The organism is Staphylococcus sp. 11007852 (assembly GCF_011394325.1).
GTDB lineage: Bacteria > Bacillota > Bacilli > Staphylococcales > Staphylococcaceae > Staphylococcus > Staphylococcus agnetis.
In genome coordinates this window covers 22,462-39,984 of record NZ_JAANBJ010000030.1, presented here as the reverse complement: position 1 = coordinate 39,984, position 17,523 = coordinate 22,462, and the positions used below count along the sequence as shown (strand labels likewise).

The 17,523-nt window shown below is 39.3% G+C and carries 13 protein-coding genes and 1 other annotated feature; of the genes, 1 reads left to right on the top strand and 12 read right to left on the bottom strand.

All coding sequences use genetic code 11. The annotated features are described in order from the left end of the window. The first annotated feature begins 12 nt into the window (after positions 1 to 12). Positions 13 to 1,185 carry a M20 family metallopeptidase gene (locus G8Y85_RS09390; RefSeq protein WP_165805066.1) on the top strand — a complete coding sequence of 391 codons (1,173 nt, stop codon included), beginning with the start codon at positions 13 to 15 and terminating at the stop codon, positions 1,183 to 1,185. Between the two features lie 396 nt (positions 1,186 to 1,581). Here the strand turns inward: G8Y85_RS09390 and tuf are convergent, their stop codons facing one another. From tuf to rplK, 12 genes are all read right to left on the bottom strand, one after another. Then, positions 1,582 to 2,769, bottom strand: coding sequence for an elongation factor Tu (gene tuf / locus G8Y85_RS09385; RefSeq protein WP_037566322.1), 1,188 nt, complete (start codon positions 2,767 to 2,769; stop codon positions 1,582 to 1,584). A 191-nt stretch (positions 2,770 to 2,960) separates the two neighbouring features. Then, entirely contained in the window at positions 2,961 to 5,042 is a 2,082-nt protein-coding gene (gene fusA / locus G8Y85_RS09380) for an elongation factor G (RefSeq protein ID WP_060552331.1), read from the bottom strand. 143 nt (positions 5,043 to 5,185) lie between these two features. After that, the gene (rpsG, locus tag G8Y85_RS09375; RefSeq protein ID WP_014614746.1) at positions 5,186 to 5,656 is read right to left on the bottom strand and encodes a 30S ribosomal protein S7; all 471 of its coding nucleotides are present in this window, start codon (positions 5,654 to 5,656) and stop codon (positions 5,186 to 5,188) included. 81 nt (positions 5,657 to 5,737) lie between these two features. Beyond that, a complete protein-coding gene (gene rpsL, locus G8Y85_RS09370; protein WP_037566320.1) occupies positions 5,738 to 6,151 on the bottom strand; it encodes a 30S ribosomal protein S12 in 414 nt (137 codons plus the stop codon). A 98-nt stretch (positions 6,152 to 6,249) separates the two neighbouring features. Then, positions 6,250 to 6,504, bottom strand: a complete 255-nt coding sequence (locus G8Y85_RS09365) for a ribosomal L7Ae/L30e/S12e/Gadd45 family protein (protein WP_037566319.1) — start codon at positions 6,502 to 6,504, stop codon at positions 6,250 to 6,252. A 144-nt stretch (positions 6,505 to 6,648) separates the two neighbouring features. Further along, positions 6,649 to 10,266, bottom strand: coding sequence for a DNA-directed RNA polymerase subunit beta' (rpoC, locus tag G8Y85_RS09360; protein WP_060552330.1), 3,618 nt, complete (start codon positions 10,264 to 10,266; stop codon positions 6,649 to 6,651). Positions 10,267 to 10,440: 174 nt separating this feature from the next. Next, positions 10,441 to 13,992: a DNA-directed RNA polymerase subunit beta gene (rpoB, locus tag G8Y85_RS09355; RefSeq protein WP_165805745.1), complete on the bottom strand. Its 3,552-nt coding sequence runs from the start codon at positions 13,990 to 13,992 to the stop codon at positions 10,441 to 10,443. A 211-nt stretch (positions 13,993 to 14,203) separates the two neighbouring features. Then, the gene (locus tag G8Y85_RS09350; protein WP_107401150.1) at positions 14,204 to 14,812 is read right to left on the bottom strand and encodes a class I SAM-dependent methyltransferase; all 609 of its coding nucleotides are present in this window, start codon (positions 14,810 to 14,812) and stop codon (positions 14,204 to 14,206) included. A 78-nt stretch (positions 14,813 to 14,890) separates the two neighbouring features. Next, on the bottom strand, positions 14,891 to 15,256 hold the full coding sequence (rplL, locus tag G8Y85_RS09345) for a 50S ribosomal protein L7/L12 (RefSeq protein WP_037566315.1): 366 nt from the start codon (positions 15,254 to 15,256) through the stop codon (positions 14,891 to 14,893). Between the two features lie 53 nt (positions 15,257 to 15,309). Continuing rightward, the gene (rplJ, locus tag G8Y85_RS09340) at positions 15,310 to 15,810 is read right to left on the bottom strand and encodes a 50S ribosomal protein L10 (protein ID WP_037566314.1); all 501 of its coding nucleotides are present in this window, start codon (positions 15,808 to 15,810) and stop codon (positions 15,310 to 15,312) included. 45 nt (positions 15,811 to 15,855) lie between these two features. Beyond that, positions 15,856 to 15,996, bottom strand: a sequence feature (ribosomal protein L10 leader region). 106 nt (positions 15,997 to 16,102) lie between these two features. Continuing rightward, the gene (gene rplA, locus G8Y85_RS09335; RefSeq protein WP_037566313.1) at positions 16,103 to 16,801 is read right to left on the bottom strand and encodes a 50S ribosomal protein L1; all 699 of its coding nucleotides are present in this window, start codon (positions 16,799 to 16,801) and stop codon (positions 16,103 to 16,105) included. A 212-nt stretch (positions 16,802 to 17,013) separates the two neighbouring features. Further along, a complete protein-coding gene (rplK, locus tag G8Y85_RS09330; protein ID WP_037566312.1) occupies positions 17,014 to 17,436 on the bottom strand; it encodes a 50S ribosomal protein L11 in 423 nt (140 codons plus the stop codon). Positions 17,437 to 17,523: the final 87 nt, after the last annotated feature.

Genomic DNA, 17,523 nt, shown 5'->3' with positions numbered 1-17,523 from the left:
TTTAAAAAGGAGATGACACAGATGGATTGGTTCCAACTTGCACGCGAAAAAGAAGCGCGAATGATAGAAACGCGTCGTTATCTTCATCAATACCCTGAAGTTTCATTTTTTGAAAAACATACACACGCCTATATTGTTCAGCGTCTTGAACAACTCGACTTTGAAATTAATGACCATGTTGGGCAAAATGGGATCATCGCCAAAATCTCCGGGAATAAACAAGGCCCTACCATTGCCTTAAGAGCTGACTTTGATGCGCTACCGATTGAGGATTTAAAAGATGTACCGTATCGCTCTAAAGTGCCGGGCGTCATGCACGCATGCGGACATGATGGCCATACAGCGACGTTACTCACTGTCGCTGAACTCTTACATGAACATCAACAAAAACTTAAAGGTACTGTCGTTCTCATCTTTCAATATGGTGAGGAAGTAACGCCTGGTGGTGCACAAGAGATGATTGCTGATAATGCATTAATGGGCGTCGATAAAATATATGGCAACCATTTATGGAGCGGCTATCCTACGGGTACAATTCACACAAGACCCGGTCCAATGATGGCGCAACCTGATGAATTTAACATTAAGATCCATGGTAAGGGTGGACACGGTGCAAAACCGCATGAAACGATTGATCCCGTCGTCATTCTCGCTGAATTTATATTAAGTGCGCAAAAAATCGTTTCACGCACCATTGATCCTGTGAAACAAGCTGTCATCTCATTTGGCAAAATTCAAGCGGGTGAAGCTGATAATGTTATTCCAGATACTGCCATATGTAGAGGCACCGTCAGAACGTTTGAACCAGAAGTACAACAACATATTTATCATAAAATGGATAAACTGCTTCAAGGTTTGGCATTAGCAAATGATATCACATACGATTTTGATTACGTTAAAGGCTATTTACCTGTATATAATCATGAAGCATCTGCAAACATCGTTAAAGAAGCAGCCAATACGCTCAATTTTAGATATCACGATGCTGACTTAATGATGGTAGGCGAAGATTTCTCCTACTATTTAAAGGCACGTCCAGGTGCTTTCTTCTTCACAGGTTGTGGCAACCCTGAGAAGAATAGTGAATGGCCGCATCATAGCCCACATTTTGACATTGATGAATCTGCGATGAAGTACACTGTCAGTACATTTATGAAAATACTAGAGCTTGAAAACGTATTATAAATGATACAAAGACATGGGACATCGCAACCCTATTCACCAAAAACATCCAACATCATTCATGAGCTCATGAACGATGTTGGATGTTTTTTAATCTTTATGAATACATTTTGTCATTTTAATGGAAATGATAATGAATTAATATACTTTTTAATTAATACCTTATCCTAGACGCACAAAGCTTTAATCCGAAACTGTAAATCTATTTTAACCGCGAGATAACTAAAAAATTATAGTTAATATAAAATAATCGAAGACAGTATTTGACTGGATAACGTATGTGCTTGTAAGCATATCGCATCCCTAATTAAGAATCACCTTTAAAGAGTAACTTAGCATGCACAAAAAAAGAGTTGGCATGATGCCAACTCTTTTTATCTATCTCAAAGATAAATGATATTATTTTTCGATAGCTGTTACAACGCCTGATCCTACAGTACGTCCACCTTCACGGATAGAGAAACGTGTACCGTCTTCGATAGCGATTGGAGAAATTAACTCAACGTCCATTTCTACGTTATCGCCAGGCATAACCATTTCAGTACCTTCTGGTAAGTGAACAACGCCAGTTACGTCAGTAGTACGGAAATAGAATTGTGGGCGGTAGTTAGAGAAGAATGGAGTGTGACGACCACCTTCGTCTTTTGATAATACGTAAACTTCCGCTTTAAATTTAGTGTGAGGTGTGATTGAACCTGGAGCAGCTAATACTTGTCCACGTTGAACGTCTTCACGAGCAACACCACGTAATAATGCACCGATGTTGTCACCAGCTTCAGCGTAGTCTAATAACTTACGGAACATTTCTACACCTGTAACAGTTGTTTTAGAAGATTCTTCAGTTAAACCGATGATTTCAACTTCTTCACCAACTTTGATTTGACCACGTTCAACACGGCCAGTTGCAACTGTACCACGACCTGTGATTGAGAATACGTCCTCAACAGGCATCATGAATGGTTTGTCAGAATCACGTTCTGGAGTTGGGATGTAGTTGTCTACAGCTTCCATTAATTCTAAGATTTTACCTTCGTATTCAGCGTCGCCTTCTAAAGCTTTTAATGCTGAACCAGCGATTACAGGGATGTCATCGCCTGGGAAGTCGTATTCAGATAATAAGTCACGAACTTCCATTTCTACTAATTCTAATAATTCTTCGTCGTCAACCATGTCAACTTTGTTTAAGAATACAACTAATGCTGGTACACCAACGTTACGTGATAAAAGGATGTGCTCACGAGTTTGTGGCATTGGACCGTCAGCAGCAGATACTACTAAGATACCGCCGTCCATTTGAGCAGCACCAGTGATCATGTTTTTAACGTAGTCAGCGTGACCTGGGCAGTCAACGTGTGCATAGTGACGTTTTTCAGTTTGGTACTCAATGTGAGACGTGTTGATTGTGATACCACGTTCTTTTTCTTCTGGAGCGTTGTCAATCATGTCGTATGATTGTGCAACTGAGTCACCGTGCTTCGCTAATACTGTAGCGATAGCAGCTGTTAATGTAGTTTTACCATGGTCAACGTGACCGATAGTACCAATATTGGCATGTTCTTTTGAGCGATCGAATTTTTCTTTAGCCATTATGAAATCTCTCCTCTTCAAATTAAGAATTAATATTTTAAATATCTCTCATGAAAGTTACTCACCTTCATGAGATAGATAATCTTTATTACCTTTATAAATCATTTTACTGAAAAAATCAATTTTAAAAGAAGGTAAAGGCTTGATAACGCCACATGGGTCATTATCTCATAGACGGGTTGGGTAATCTATTATTCACCTTTGTTCTTTTTGATAATTTCTTCAGAGATTGATTTAGGAACCTCTGCATAGTGATCGAAGTACATTGTGTACGTACCGCGACCTTGCGTGTTAGAACGTAATGACGTTGCATAACCGAACATTTCTGAAAGTGGTACGTATGCGTTAACAACTTGAGCGTTACCACGTGGTTCCATACCGTCTACACGGCCACGACGTGCTGTAACGTCACCCATGATGTCACCCATGTACTCTTCAGGCATTTCGATTGTAACTTTCATCATTGGTTCTAAGATCACTGGGTTACATTTTTTAGCAGCTTCTTTAAGTGCTAATGATGCAGCAATTTTGAAGGCCATTTCAGATGAATCGACATCGTGGTATGAACCATCAAATAATTTTGCTTTCACATCGATTAATGGATATCCAGCTAAGACACCGTTTTCCATTGCGTCTTTAAGACCTTGTTCAACTGATGGAATGTATTCACGAGGAACGACACCACCAACGATAGCGTTTTCGAATTCGAAACCAGCACCTGTTTCGTTAGGTGTGAATTCGATGTGAACGTCACCGTATTGACCACGACCACCAGATTGACGAGAGAATTTACCTTGAACAGCAGCTGCTGATTTGAACGTTTCACGGTAAGATACCATTGGCGCACCAACGTTTGCTTCCACGTTAAATTCTTTCTTCATACGGTCAACAATGATGTCAAGGTGAAGCTCACCCATACCACCAATGATAACTTGACCAGTTTCTTCATCTGTATGCGCTTTGAATGTTGGGTCTTCTTCTTGAAGTTTTACAAGCGCTTGAGTCATTTTATCTTGGTCAGCTTTTGATTTAGGTTCTACTGATAAGTGGATAACTGGCTCTGGGAATTCCATTGACTCTAAGATGATGTCATTTTTCTCTCCACAAAGTGTGTCACCTGTACCAGTGTCTTTAAGACCTACAGCAGCTGCGATATCACCAGAATATACAGAGCTGATTTCTTCACGAGAGTTCGCGTGCATTTGTAGGATACGACCTACACGTTCACGTTTACCTTTCGTAGAGTTTTTAACATAAGAACCTGAAGTTAATGTACCTGAGTACACACGGAAGAATGTTAATTTACCAACATAAGGGTCAGTCATAACTTTAAACGCTAATGCTGCGAATTCAGCACTGTCGTCCGCTTTCGCGATAACTTCTTCTTCAGGGTTGTCAGCACGATGACCAACGATTGGCTTAACATCAAGTGGTGATGGTAAGTAATCGATAACGGCATCTAACATTAATTGAACACCTTTGTTCTTGAATGCAGTACCACATAATACTGGGTAGAATTCAACGTCAGTAGTAGCTTGACGGATAGCGTCTTTAAGCTCATCTACAGAGATTTCTTCTCCACCTAAGTATTTTTCCATTAAGTCATCGTTTGTTTCAGCTACAGCTTCGATTAATGCTTCACGCGCTTCTTCAGCACGTTCTTGCATATCTTCAGGAATATCAGTTTCCTCAATGTCTGTACCTAAGTCATTGTTATATTTGAAGCATTTCATTGTTACTAAGTCAATGATCGCTTGGAATTCATCTTCAGCACCAATTGGTAATTGGATTGGAGCTGCATTCGCTTGTAAACGGTCATGTAAAGTGCTTACAGCGTAATCGAAGTTCGCACCCATTTTGTCCATTTTGTTTACGAATACGATACGAGGAACGCCGTATGTTGTTGCTTGACGCCAAACTGTTTCAGTTTGAGGTTCAACACCTGATTGCGCATCAAGTACAGTTACCGCACCATCAAGTACACGTAATGAACGTTCAACTTCTACTGTGAAGTCTACGTGTCCAGGTGTGTCGATGATGTTAACACGGTGACCATTCCAAGCAGCTGTTGTTGCAGCTGATGTAATCGTAATACCACGGTCTTGCTCTTGCTCCATCCAGTCCATTTGTGAAGCACCTTCATGTGTTTCACCAATTTTATGGATACGTCCAGTGTAATAAAGAATACGTTCAGTAGTAGTCGTTTTACCAGCATCGATGTGGGCCATGATACCGATATTACGCGTGTTCTTTAAAGAAAAGTCTCTTCCCATGGGTATTCTTTCTCCTTCCAGAATATAGGATAATATGATCAGATATAGCTTTACCCTAAGCAAACGCATGACAAACGTTCAATATGCGATGTGCACGTTGATGGTTGCCAATGACATGTATGCTCAGGGAATAGGCGTCTATCTTACCAACGGTAGTGAGCGAATGCTTTGTTCGCTTCAGCCATTTTGTGCGTGTCTTCACGTTTCTTAACGGCACCACCAGTGTTGTTAGCAGCGTCTAAGATTTCGTTAGCTAAACGCTCTTCCATAGTTTTTTCACCACGAAGACGCGCATAGTTTACTAACCAACGTAAACCTAAAGTAGTACGACGCTCTGGACGAACTTCTACAGGTACTTGGTAGTTAGAACCACCTACACGGCGAGCTTTAACTTCAAGTACTGGCATAATGTTGTTGATCGCTTCATCGAAAACTTCCATTGCATCGCGACCTGAACGTTCTTGAACTAAGTCGAATGCAGAATAAAGAATACGTTGAGCTGTTCCACGTTTACCATCTAACATGATCTTATTGATTAATTTTGTCACTAATTTAGAGTTGTGAATTGGATCTGGTAACACATCTCTTTTAGGTACTGATCCTTTACGAGGCATAATACAAGTCCTCCCTTCCTATTATAGTATATTTATAATCTATCAGTCATTGTAACCGACGAAATTTACATTAATTTAACCTTATTTCTTAGGTTTTTTAGTTCCGTATAATGAACGTCCTTGCATACGTCCATCAACACCAGAAGTATCTAACGCACCACGTACGATATGGTAACGCACACCAGGTAAGTCTTTTACACGTCCACCACGAACAAGTACAACACTGTGCTCTTGTAAGTTGTGTCCGATACCAGGGATGTATGCGTTGATTTCAATGTTGTTTGATAAACGCACACGTGCATATTTACGTAACGCTGAGTTAGGTTTTTTAGGAGTCATAGTACCAACACGAGTACACACACCACGTTTTTGTGGAGAGTTTAACTTCGTGAATTGTTTCTTTTGACTGTTGAAACCTCTGTTTAAAGCTGGTGAGTCAGATTTCTTAGTTTTGCTTTGTCTTGGTTTACGTACTAATTGGTTAATAGTAGGCATTTATGTTTCCTCCTCTCTCGATTTTTAATCCCACACATCCAGGTGGTTCATTTTTAGATTAAATAAAATTTAGTAAGTCCTCATTGTCCTTACTAATCTCATTTGAGCAAAGCAACAACCGTTGCCTTTACGTTAATACCAACATGTTCTCCTAAAGCTTTTTGGCTTTCAAAAAACGTAATTGGTACGTTATTTTGATTGGCAAAGCTTAACACGCGCGCTAAGAGATGCACATTAACATCTTCGCCGATAATCAATTGTGATACGTTATGATTTTTCAACGCTTTAAGCGTCTGTTTCAAACCAACAACGTAGGCTTGTTTGTTTAAGCGTGTGACTTTTTCATTAGACATTTGCATATCCTCCAAAGTACTGCTTGCATCAACCTTTTCTATATTATCATCTCAATTGTATAACGTCAACAATTTTTCAATGATAAATCAAAAAAGTAAAAGGCGCAGCAATGGTCAGATCACTGCGCCTTTTTAAACATTTTATTATTCCGTCACAATGTGTTCTTGTGCGTCAATCGTTGATTTTTCTTTTTCGATATCTACTTGGCTATAACGTTTCATACCTGTACCCGCTGGAATCAGCTTACCGATAATAACGTTTTCTTTAAGACCAAGTAAGTCATCACGTTTACCTTTAATCGCAGCGTCAGTAAGTACACGCGTTGTTTCTTGGAATGATGCCGCAGATAAGAAACTTTCTGTTTCAAGTGATGCTTTTGTGATACCTAAAAGTACTGGTTTAGCCGTTGCTGGACGTTTACGTTCTTTAAATGCTTCACGGTTCGCATCTGTAAAGTGATGGATATCCACTAATGAACCTGGTAATAATTTCGTGTCACCAGCTTCGATAATGCGAACTTTACGTAACATTTGACGAACCATAACTTCAACGTGTTTGTCGTCGATTTCTACCCCTTGCATACGGTAAACTTTTTGAACTTCTTTCAGCAAGTAGGCTTCAGTTGCAGTAAGACCTGCAATTGCTAAGAAGTTTTTCGGCTCAATAGAACCTTCTGTTAACACTTCACCACGTTCAACTGCTTGTCCGATTTCAACTTTCAAGCGTGACGTACCTGGCGCGAGGTATGAACGTGTTTCGTTCGCACCTTTAACCACGATTTCTTGTTGTCTATCTTTACCAATTGTAATGTTATCAATTGTACCTTCGATTTCTGTAATCACGGCTTGACCTTTCGGGTTACGCGCTTCAAAAATCTCTTGGATACGTGGTAAACCTTGTGTGATATCGCTACCGGCTACCCCACCTGTATGGAAGGTACGCATTGTTAACTGTGTACCAGGTTCACCGATAGATTGTGCAGCGATTGTACCCACTGCTTCACCAACTTCAACTTTTTCACCAGTTGCTAAGTTTTTACCATAACATTTTTCACATACACCGTGACGTGTGTTACATGTAAATGCTGAACGGATGTACATCTCTTCGATGCCTGCATCTGTAATTTCTTTCGCAATATCTGGTGTGATTAATTCGTCTGGACGGATAATAACTTTATCAGTCTCTGGGTGACGAATCGTTTCTTTAGCATAACGACCTTCGATACGCTCGATAAATGGTTCGATCATTTCAGTACCTTCTTTGATATCTGAAACGAGTAAACCACGGTCAGTACCACAGTCTTCTTCACGCACGATAACATCTTGTGCCACGTCAACAAGACGACGAGTAAGGTAACCTGAGTCCGCTGTTTTAAGGGCTGTATCGGCAAGTCCTTTACGCGCACCATGAGTAGAGATGAAGTACTCTAATACGGTTAAACCTTCACGGAATGATGATGTGATTGGAAGTTCGATGATTTTACCTGATGGTGCGGCCATCAATCCACGCATACCCGCAAGTTGCGTAAAGTTAGATGCGTTACCACGGGCACCAGAGTCACTCATCATGAAGATTGGGTTTGTTTTTTCAAGTGATTGCATTAACTCTTCTTGAATTTGGTCTTTTGCATTTGTCCAAATTTCAATAACCGCATTATAGCGCTCTTCTTCAGTTAATAAACCACGGTTAAATTGTTTTTGTACGCGTTCAACAAGTTTTTCTGATTCATCAAGAATTTCTTTCTTGTCTGGTAATACCACGATGTCAGCAACACCTACAGTAATACCTGCTTTAGATGAATACTTAAATCCTAAGTCTTTCATTAAGTCAAGCATCATAGATGTATCTGTAATGCTGAAGCGATTGAACACTTCTGCGATAATGTTACCTAAGAATTTTTTGTTGAATGGTGGAACAAGTTCAGTGTTTTCAAAGTATTCCGCTAAACCGCCTTCACCAAGATCAGACGCATCAACAAAGTATTTGTCTGGTGTGTTCTTCTCTAAGTTTGTCGCAGTTGGCTCATTGATATATGCAAATGAATCTGGAATGATTTCATTGAAAATCACTTTACCTACAGATGTTGTTAAAATCTTACGGTTTTGTTCTTCAGTAAATGTTGGGTTATTGAATGATGCTGCTTGAACACCAATACGTGTATGAAGATGTACATAGCCATTTGCATACGCTTTGATTACTTCATTGGCATCGTTAAATAATAAACCTGTATTTACCGCATCTTTACGTTCTAAAGTTAAGTAGTAGTTACCAAGTACCATATCCTGAGATGGTGTTACAACTGGTTTACCGTCTTTAGGGTTCAAGATGTTTTGCGCCGCAAGCATTAACATACGCGCTTCTGCTTGTGCTTCTTTTGATAAAGGTACGTGAACGGCCATTTGGTCACCGTCAAAGTCCGCATTGTAAGCTGTCGTTACAAGTGGGTGTAGACGAATCGCACGTCCTTCAACAAGCGTTGGTTCGAACGCTTGGATACCTAATCTGTGAAGCGTAGGGGCACGGTTAAGAAGTACTGGGTGTTCAGTGATGACGTCTTCTAAAACGTCCCAAACTTCATCTTCCGTACGTTCAATTTTCGTTTTCGCATTTTTAATGTTTGTAGCAATTTCACGTTGAACTAATTCTTTCATTACGAAAGGTTTGAATAATTCTAACGCCATTTCTTTAGGTAAACCACATTGGTACATTTTTAAATTTGGACCTACCGCGATAACCGAACGACCAGAATAGTCAACACGTTTACCAAGTAAGTTTTGACGGAAACGACCTTGTTTACCTTTTAACATATGCGAGAGTGATTTTAATGGACGGTTACCAGGACCTGTAACAGGACGACCACGGCGACCGTTATCGATTAATGCATCAACAGCTTCTTGTAACATACGTTTTTCGTTTTGAACGATGATGCCAGGTGCACCAAGGTCTAATAAACGTTTTAAACGGTTGTTACGGTTAATGACACGACGATATAAATCGTTCAAATCACTTGTCGCAAAACGTCCACCATCTAATTGCACCATTGGACGAATTTCTGGTGGAATAATTGGAAGTACGTCTAAAATCATCCATGCAGGGTTGTTGCCTGAATTACGGAATGATTCCACAACTTCTAAACGTTTGATCGCACGTGTTAAACGTTGACCTGTAGCAGATTCAAGTTCATCACGTAACATTTTTAATTCTTCATCTAAGTTGATTTCTTCTAATAAATCTTTAATCCCTTCAGCACCCATTTTTGCAGTGAATTGACCAGGGAATTTGTCATAGTACTCACGGAATTCAGCTTCTGAGAGTAATGTTTTCTTTTCTAAACCAGTTGGACCTGGATCGACCACAACGTAAGAAGCAAAATAAATGACTTCTTCTAAGGCACGTGGTGACATATCTAGCAATAAGCCCATACGACTTGGAATGCCTTTGAAATACCAAATGTGTGATACAGGTGCCGCAAGCTCGATGTGACCCATACGTTCACGACGTACTTTTGATTTTGTAACTTCAACGCCACAACGGTCACAAATCATACCTTTATAACGTACACGCTTGTACTTACCACAACTACATTCCCAGTCTTTTGTTGGTCCGAAAATACGTTCACAGAATAGACCGTCTTTTTCTGGTTTTAAAGTACGATAGTTAATTGTTTCTGGCTTTTTAACCTCACCGTATGACCAAGAACGGATTTTTTCAGGTGAAGCGAGTCCTATTTTCATGTAATGAAATTTATTTACATCAATCAAGGAGCCTACCTCCTTTATTTTAATTAGCTGTGCTAGTTGATTGATTCCTTAAAACAATGGCATACATGTGTATCGCAGGAGAAAGAAGTTGCATAGAAACTGTTATGATTCTGTCATACAACACCTTCCTCTTACGTATGTCACATGTGTTTATTTATTATAATGATGTCAGTATTATTCAGTGATATCTCTTTGTGATTCTGGAACGCTTGGTTGTTGTAAATTGACTTTGCGATCAGGCACATCGTCCTCTTCTAAGTCACGCATTTCAATTTCGTTATCTTGCTCATCCATCACTTTGACATCTAATCCTAAACTTTGAAGTTCTTTCATCAATACGCGGAATGATTCAGGAACACTTGGTCTAGAAATGTTTTCACCTTTAACGATAGATTCGTAAGTTTTCACACGACCTACAGTATCATCTGATTTGTATGTGAGGATTTCTTGTAATGTGTAAGCAGCACCATATGCTTCAAGTGCCCATACCTCCATCTCACCAAATCTTTGTCCACCGAATTGTGCTTTACCACCAAGTGGTTGTTGTGTAACGAGTGAGTATGGTCCAGTTGAACGCGCATGAAGTTTATCATCAACCATGTGCGCAAGTTTCAACATGTACATAACCCCAACAGAAATACGGTTATCGAATGGTTCACCTGTTCGACCATCGTAAAGTACTGTTTTACCGTCACGTGCCATACCAGCTTCTTCGATTGTTGACCATACGTCATCATCGTTCGCACCGTCAAATACTGGTGATGCAACATGGATACCTAAGTTTTTAGCCGCCATACCTAAGTGTAGCTCTAATACTTGTCCGATGTTCATACGTGATGGTACACCAAGTGGGTTTAACATGATATCGATTGGACGTCCGTCTGGTAAATATGGCATATCTTCTTCAGGAACGATTTTAGAGATGACACCTTTGTTACCGTGACGACCACACATCTTATCTCCTACGTGAATTTTACGTTTTTGTACGATGTAAACACGTACAAGTTGGTTAACACCTGGAGATAAAGAATCATCGCCATCTTCACGGTTGAAGACTTTAACGTCTAGAACGATACCGCCTGCACCATGTGGTACACGTAATGATGTATCACGTACTTCACGTGCTTTTTCACCAAAGATAGCGTGTAATAAACGTTCTTCAGCAGTTAATTCCGTTACACCTTTAGGCGTTACTTTACCCACTAAGATGTCTCCATCTTTAACTTCAGCACCGATGTAGACAATACCACGATCATCTAAGTTTTTAAGTGCATTTTCAGATACGTTCGGAATATCACGTGTGATTTCTTCAGGTCCAAGTTTCGTATCACGTGCTTCTGATTCATATTCTTCAATATGAATAGATGTGTATACGTCATCTTTTACAAGACGTTCACTCATGATTACGGCATCCTCATAGTTATAACCGTCCCACGTCATGAATCCAACGACAACGTTACGACCTAATGCCATTTCACCAAGTTCCATAGAAGGACCATCCGCAAGAATTTCGTTTTTCTCAACGACGTCTCCTGCAGCGATGATTGGGCGTTGGTTGTAACATGTACCTGAGTTTGAACGTTTAAACTTCGCTAATGGGTAGCGATCTAATTCGCCTTCAACTTCAATACCGTTATCATCTACAAGACGGCGTACAAGGATTTCACTTGATTGAACGTGTTCAACACGTCCGCGATGTTTCGCAAGTACTGCAGCACCTGAGTCACGTGCAGCGACGTGCTCCATACCTGTACCTACAAACGGTGACTCTGGGTTCAATAAAGGTACGGCTTGACGTTGCATGTTCGCACCCATTAATGCACGGTTCGAGTCATCGTTTTCTAAGAATGGGATACATGCTGTCGCCGCAGAAACAACTTGCTTAGGCGATACATCCATGTAGTCCATTTTTTCTTTAGCCATTGTTGTATTGTTACCACGGAAACGACACACAATTTCGTCATCGATAAAGCGGCCATTTTCGTCTAAACGAGAATTCGCTTGGGCAACAACGTAACTGTCTTCTTCATCCGCAGTTAAGTAATCAATTTGGTCTGTAATTGTATTCGTTTCAAGGTCCACTTTACGGTAAGGCGTTTCAATGAAACCAAATTCATTGACACGCGCATAACTAGAAAGCGAGTTAATTAAACCAATGTTTGGTCCCTCTGGTGTTTCAATCGGACACATACGACCATAGTGAGAGTAGTGAACGTCACGCACTTCCATTTGTGCACGCTCACGCGTTAAACCACCAGGCCCTAATGCAGATAAACGACGTTTGTGTGTTAACTCTGCTAATGGGTTCGCTTGGTCCATGAATTGTGATAATTGAGAACTACCAAAGAACTCTTTCACTGATGCGATAACTGGGCGAATGTTGATTAATTGTTGTGGCGTAATCGATTCTGTGTCTTGAATAGACATTCTTTCACGCACCACACGTTCCATACGAGATAAACCGATACGGAATTGGTTTTGTAACAATTCACCAACTGAACGTAAACGACGGTTACCTAAGTGGTCAATATCATCCGTATAACCAATGCCGTGTAATAAGTTGAAGAAATAAGACATTGACGCAACGATATCTGCTGGCGTGATACATTTCACTTCAGAATCAGGGAATGCATTACCAATTACTGTCGTTGTACGTGCTTCATCGTCATTAGGTACATACACTTTAATAGATTGAACTTCTACAGGTTCATCTACAATGCTATTTGGAAGCTCATAGACTTGCGCGTTTGCATTTGATTCTAATACGTCCATGATTTCGTCTAATTTACGACGATCTAAGACTGTACCTTCTTCAACAACGATTTCACCAGTTTCAGTATTCACGATTGGTTCAGCTAATTTTTGATTGAATAAACGGTGTTTTAAATGTAATTTTTTATTTGCTTTATAACGTCCTACGCTAGCTAAATCGTAACGTTTAGGGTCAAAGAAGCGAGAGTATAATAAGCTCTTCGCATTTTCTACAGTTGGTGGTTCACCTGGGCGTAAACGTTCATAAATTTCAAGTAAAGCTTGTTCTGTGTTTTCTGTGCTATCTTTTTCTAATGTGTTACGTAAGTATTCGTTATCTCCTAATAAATCAATAATTTCTTGATCTGTGGAGTAACCTAATGCACGTAATAACACAGTTAATGGTAATTTACGTGTTCTATCGATACGTACGTAGACAACGTCTTTTGCATCTGTTTCGTATTCCAACCAAGCACCACGGTTAGGAATTACAGTTGCATCGTAGTTTACACGTCCATTTTTATCTAATTTTTCATTGAAGTAAACGGATGGTGAACGTACTAATTGTGATACAATAACACGCTCTGCACCATTGATGACGAAAGTGCCCGTTTCAGTCATTAATGGGAAATCTCCCATGAATACTTCTTGATCTTTCACTTCGCCAGTTTCTTTAATAATTAAACGTACTTTAACGCGTAATGGCGCTGCATAAGTCGCATCGCGGTTTTTTGATTCTTCTAAATCGTACTTCGGTTCACCTAGTCTATAATCAACAAATTCTAAAGAAAGGTTTCCTGTGAAGTCCTCAATTGGAGAAATGTCGCGAAGCATTTCTAAAAGTCCTTCTTTTAAAAACCAATCATATGATTTTGTTTGAATCTCAATTAAATTAGGTAATTCTAATACTTCTGAGATTCTTGCGTAGTTTCTACGTTTACGATGTCTTCCATATTGGACAAATTGACCTGCCAAACAGATTCACCCCTCAAAAATTGTGTGTCTCTCTAATAAAAGTGTTATGCAACAAGACAAAAAGAAAACGGTTGTTCACGATACGATGACACCATTTTCTATTCTAATTGCGTATTTATGAAATGTTACAATGAAACTTTAGCGGTAAAAGTACACACTTATTGAACATAATTTTTTCATCTTAATACTTTATCATAAAAAAAGGTTTAAATCAACCCTTAATACTCTTCAAAATGTGATACCCTTTACTGTTTTTAATAGATGCGACATTACCAAAAACAGCTTCCATTTTCTTTTTCGCAGATGGCATACCTTGCTTTTTCTGAATCACCACATACAATGCACCTTCAGGTTTCAAACATTGAAACGCATCTTCTAAAATTTGGTGTACCACTTGCTTACCAGCGCGAATTGGTGGATTAGTCAATATATAATCTGCTTGATTCGCAGCAATGACAGACAAGCCATCGCTTTCCTGCACTGTAACATTATGGATATCATTGTGTTGTGCATTTTTCTCGACGAGTGACAGCGCGCGATGATTAACATCTAGCATGGTAATTTGGTCATGCGGCGCTACTTTAGCAAGCATCAGACCAATCGGACCATAACCACAGCCTACATCAATTATATGTTTTACCTCACCCGGTGGATGTGCATTGAGAAATGTTCGGATTAATAAATCTGATCCAAAATCCACACGATCTCTTGAAAACACGCCAGCATCAGTCGTTAAAGTTAATTGATGATGTCCTGTGTCATAAGTGATTGTTTTTTCATTCGTTTCACTATCTGGATGTGAATCATAGTAATGACTCATCGCATTCACACCTTTTTATATAATATTGATAAAACCCGCTATTTACATGAAATAGCGGGTTTTCACTTATCAAAAGAATTATTTTAATTCTACTGAAGCGCCAACTTCTTCTAATTGTTCTTTAAGTTTTTCAGCTTCTTCTTTTGGTAAACCTTCTTTGATTACGCTTGGAGCGCCGTCTACTAATTCTTTAGCGTCTTTTAAGCCTAAGCCAGTAGCTTCTTTAACTGCTTTAACAACTTTGATTTTTGATGAACCAGCTGAAGTTAACTCAACGTCAAATTCAGTTTTTTCTGCTGCTGCGTCTCCGCCTGCTGCACCTGCTGCTGCAACTGGTGCTGCTGCAGTTACACCAAATTCTTCTTCAATTGCTTTTACTAAGTCGTTTAATTCTAAAACTGACATTTCTTTAATTGCTTCAATGATTTGTTCATGATTAGCCATTTTTATATTCCTCCATTATTTTAAAAATTAGTTTTTACTTTACGTAAATTAGATTATTCTGCGTTTTCTTCTTTGCTTTCACCAACAGCTTTAACTGCATAAGCGAAGTTGCGCATTGGTGCTTGTAATACTGATAATAGCATAGAAACAAGACCTTCGTGTGATGGTAAAGAACCCACTGTCTTAACTTGTTCAGCTGAGATAACGCTTCCTTCCATAACACCTGTTTTGATTTCTAAAGCTTCGTGTTCTTTTGCAAATCCAGCGATAACTTTTGCTGGTGCAACAACATCTTCAGTTGTGAACGCTACAGCAGTAGGACCTGCTAAGTACTCATCTAAACCTTCGATACCGGCTTTTTCAGCTGCACGACGTAACATCGTGTTTTTGTACACTTTGTATTGTACACCTGCTTCACGTAATTGCTTACGTAATTCAGTAACTTCAGCTACTGTTAAACCACGGTAGTCAACGAAAACTGTAGAAACAGAACTTTTAAGTTGTTCAGAAATTTCATCAACATGTTGTTTTTTAGCTTCAATAATTCCAGACATTTAGACACCTCCATCAAATTATTTGGTGCTTTGTATATTTGTTTAATAACAAATAAAAAAGCACTTTTTACCCACAGCAAAAAGTGCTTGAATGTTTTCACGTTCAAGTCAATTTTAGCCTCGGTAGGATCTTGTATTAAGTTCTCAATGAACTCCTACTGTCTTAGGTAAAATATACAACATATATAAATATAACGGCTTTTGTGTAAATAGTCAACCGTTATTTTATGAAAACACCCAAAAATTTAGCGAGATACGATTATGCATCTCGCTTCATCTATAGATGTAATAATTAGTTTAATTTAAAGCTAGAAGTATCTACTTTAATACCAGGGCCCATTGTTGTTGTTACAGCAACAGATTTGAAGTACGTACCTTTAGCTGAAGATGGTTTTGCTTTCGCTAATACATCTTGTAATGTTTTGAAGTTATCAACCAATTTGTCTGTATCGAATGATACTTTACCAATTGATGCGTGGATGATACCAGCTTTTTCAGCACGATATTCTACTTTACCTGCTTTGATTTCTTCAACCGCTTTTTTAACGTCCATTGTTACTGTACCTGTTTTAGGGTTAGGCATTAAACCTTTAGGTCCTAATACACGACCTAATTTACCAACTTCGCCCATCATATCTGGTGTAGCTACCACTACATCGAAGTCGAACCAACCTTGTTGGATTTTGTTAACATATTCAGCATCGCCAACATAGTCAGCACCTGCTGCTTCTGCTTCTGCAATTTTGTCGCCTTTAGCGAATACTAATACACGTTGTGTTTTACCAGTTCCGTGTGGTAATACTACAGCACCACGGATTTGTTGGTCGTTTTTACGTGTATCGATACCTAAACGGAATGCTACTTCTACTGAAGCATCGAAGTTAGCAACGCTTGTTTCTTTAGCTAAGTTGATTGCTTCTTCTACTGAGTAGAATGCTTGACGGTCAACTTTACTTAAAGCTTCTTGATACTTTTTACCTTTTTTAGCCATCGTTTTTTCCTCCTTTAGTGGTTTTAGCGGAATGTCCTCCCACGTTGGGAGCGGGTCAGAAATCAATTTATGATTCAATTTCTGAGTCCCGCCCCTCGAGCGTAGATAAACTGTCATGTTATCTTTTATCTACGAGTGTCTTCTTTCAATAAATGATACTCAAAATGCATCATTAATGTTCTTGTTTGCTTTATGGTCATTAATTACGAGAATTACTCAACAATGATACCCATGCTACGTGCAGTACCTTCAACGATACGCATAGCCGCTTCTTCGTCAGCAGCGTTTAAGTCAGGCATTTTAGTGTTAGCAATTTCACGTACTTGATCTTTAGTTACTGTAGCAACTTTGTTTTTGTTTGGTTCACCAGAACCTTTTTCAATACCAGCTGCTTTTTTAAGTAATACTGCTGCAGGTGGTGTTTTAGTGATGAATGTAAATGAACGATCTTCATAAACATAAATCTCAACCGGAATAATTAAACCTGCTTGTTCTTGCGTACGTGCATTGAATTCCTTAGTGAAAGCCATAATGTTCACACCGGCTTGACCTAATGCAGGACCAACTGGTGGTGCTGGGTTTGCTTTACCTGCAGGAATTTGTAATTTAACTACTTTTTCTACTTTTTTAGCCACGATGTGCACCTCCTTGATATCGTGATGTGGTCACAGGGCTCAGTTTTGCCCTCCCACTCATTTAACATTTCGTGACGAAATGTAGCG

What these genes read in the sequence shown, in the direction of transcription:
- G8Y85_RS09390 (WP_165805066.1), top strand. Translation starts at nt 13, where the DNA reads ATGACACAGATGGATTGGTTCCAACTTGCACGCGAAAAAGAAGCGCGA.
- tuf (WP_037566322.1), bottom strand. Translation starts at nt 2,769, where the DNA reads ATGGCTAAAGAAAAATTCGATCGCTCAAAAGAACATGCCAATATTGGT.
- fusA (WP_060552331.1), bottom strand. Translation starts at nt 5,042, where the DNA reads ATGGGAAGAGACTTTTCTTTAAAGAACACGCGTAATATCGGTATCATG.
- rpsG (WP_014614746.1), bottom strand. Translation starts at nt 5,656, where the DNA reads ATGCCTCGTAAAGGATCAGTACCTAAAAGAGATGTGTTACCAGATCCA.
- rpsL (WP_037566320.1), bottom strand. Translation starts at nt 6,151, where the DNA reads ATGCCTACTATTAACCAATTAGTACGTAAACCAAGACAAAGCAAAACT.
- G8Y85_RS09365 (WP_037566319.1), bottom strand. Translation starts at nt 6,504, where the DNA reads ATGTCTAATGAAAAAGTCACACGCTTAAACAAACAAGCCTACGTTGTT.
- G8Y85_RS09350 (WP_107401150.1), bottom strand. Translation starts at nt 14,812, where the DNA reads ATGAGTCATTACTATGATTCACATCCAGATAGTGAAACGAATGAAAAA.
- rplL (WP_037566315.1), bottom strand. Translation starts at nt 15,256, where the DNA reads ATGGCTAATCATGAACAAATCATTGAAGCAATTAAAGAAATGTCAGTT.
- rplJ (WP_037566314.1), bottom strand. Translation starts at nt 15,810, where the DNA reads ATGTCTGGAATTATTGAAGCTAAAAAACAACATGTTGATGAAATTTCT.
- rplA (WP_037566313.1), bottom strand. Translation starts at nt 16,801, where the DNA reads ATGGCTAAAAAAGGTAAAAAGTATCAAGAAGCTTTAAGTAAAGTTGAC.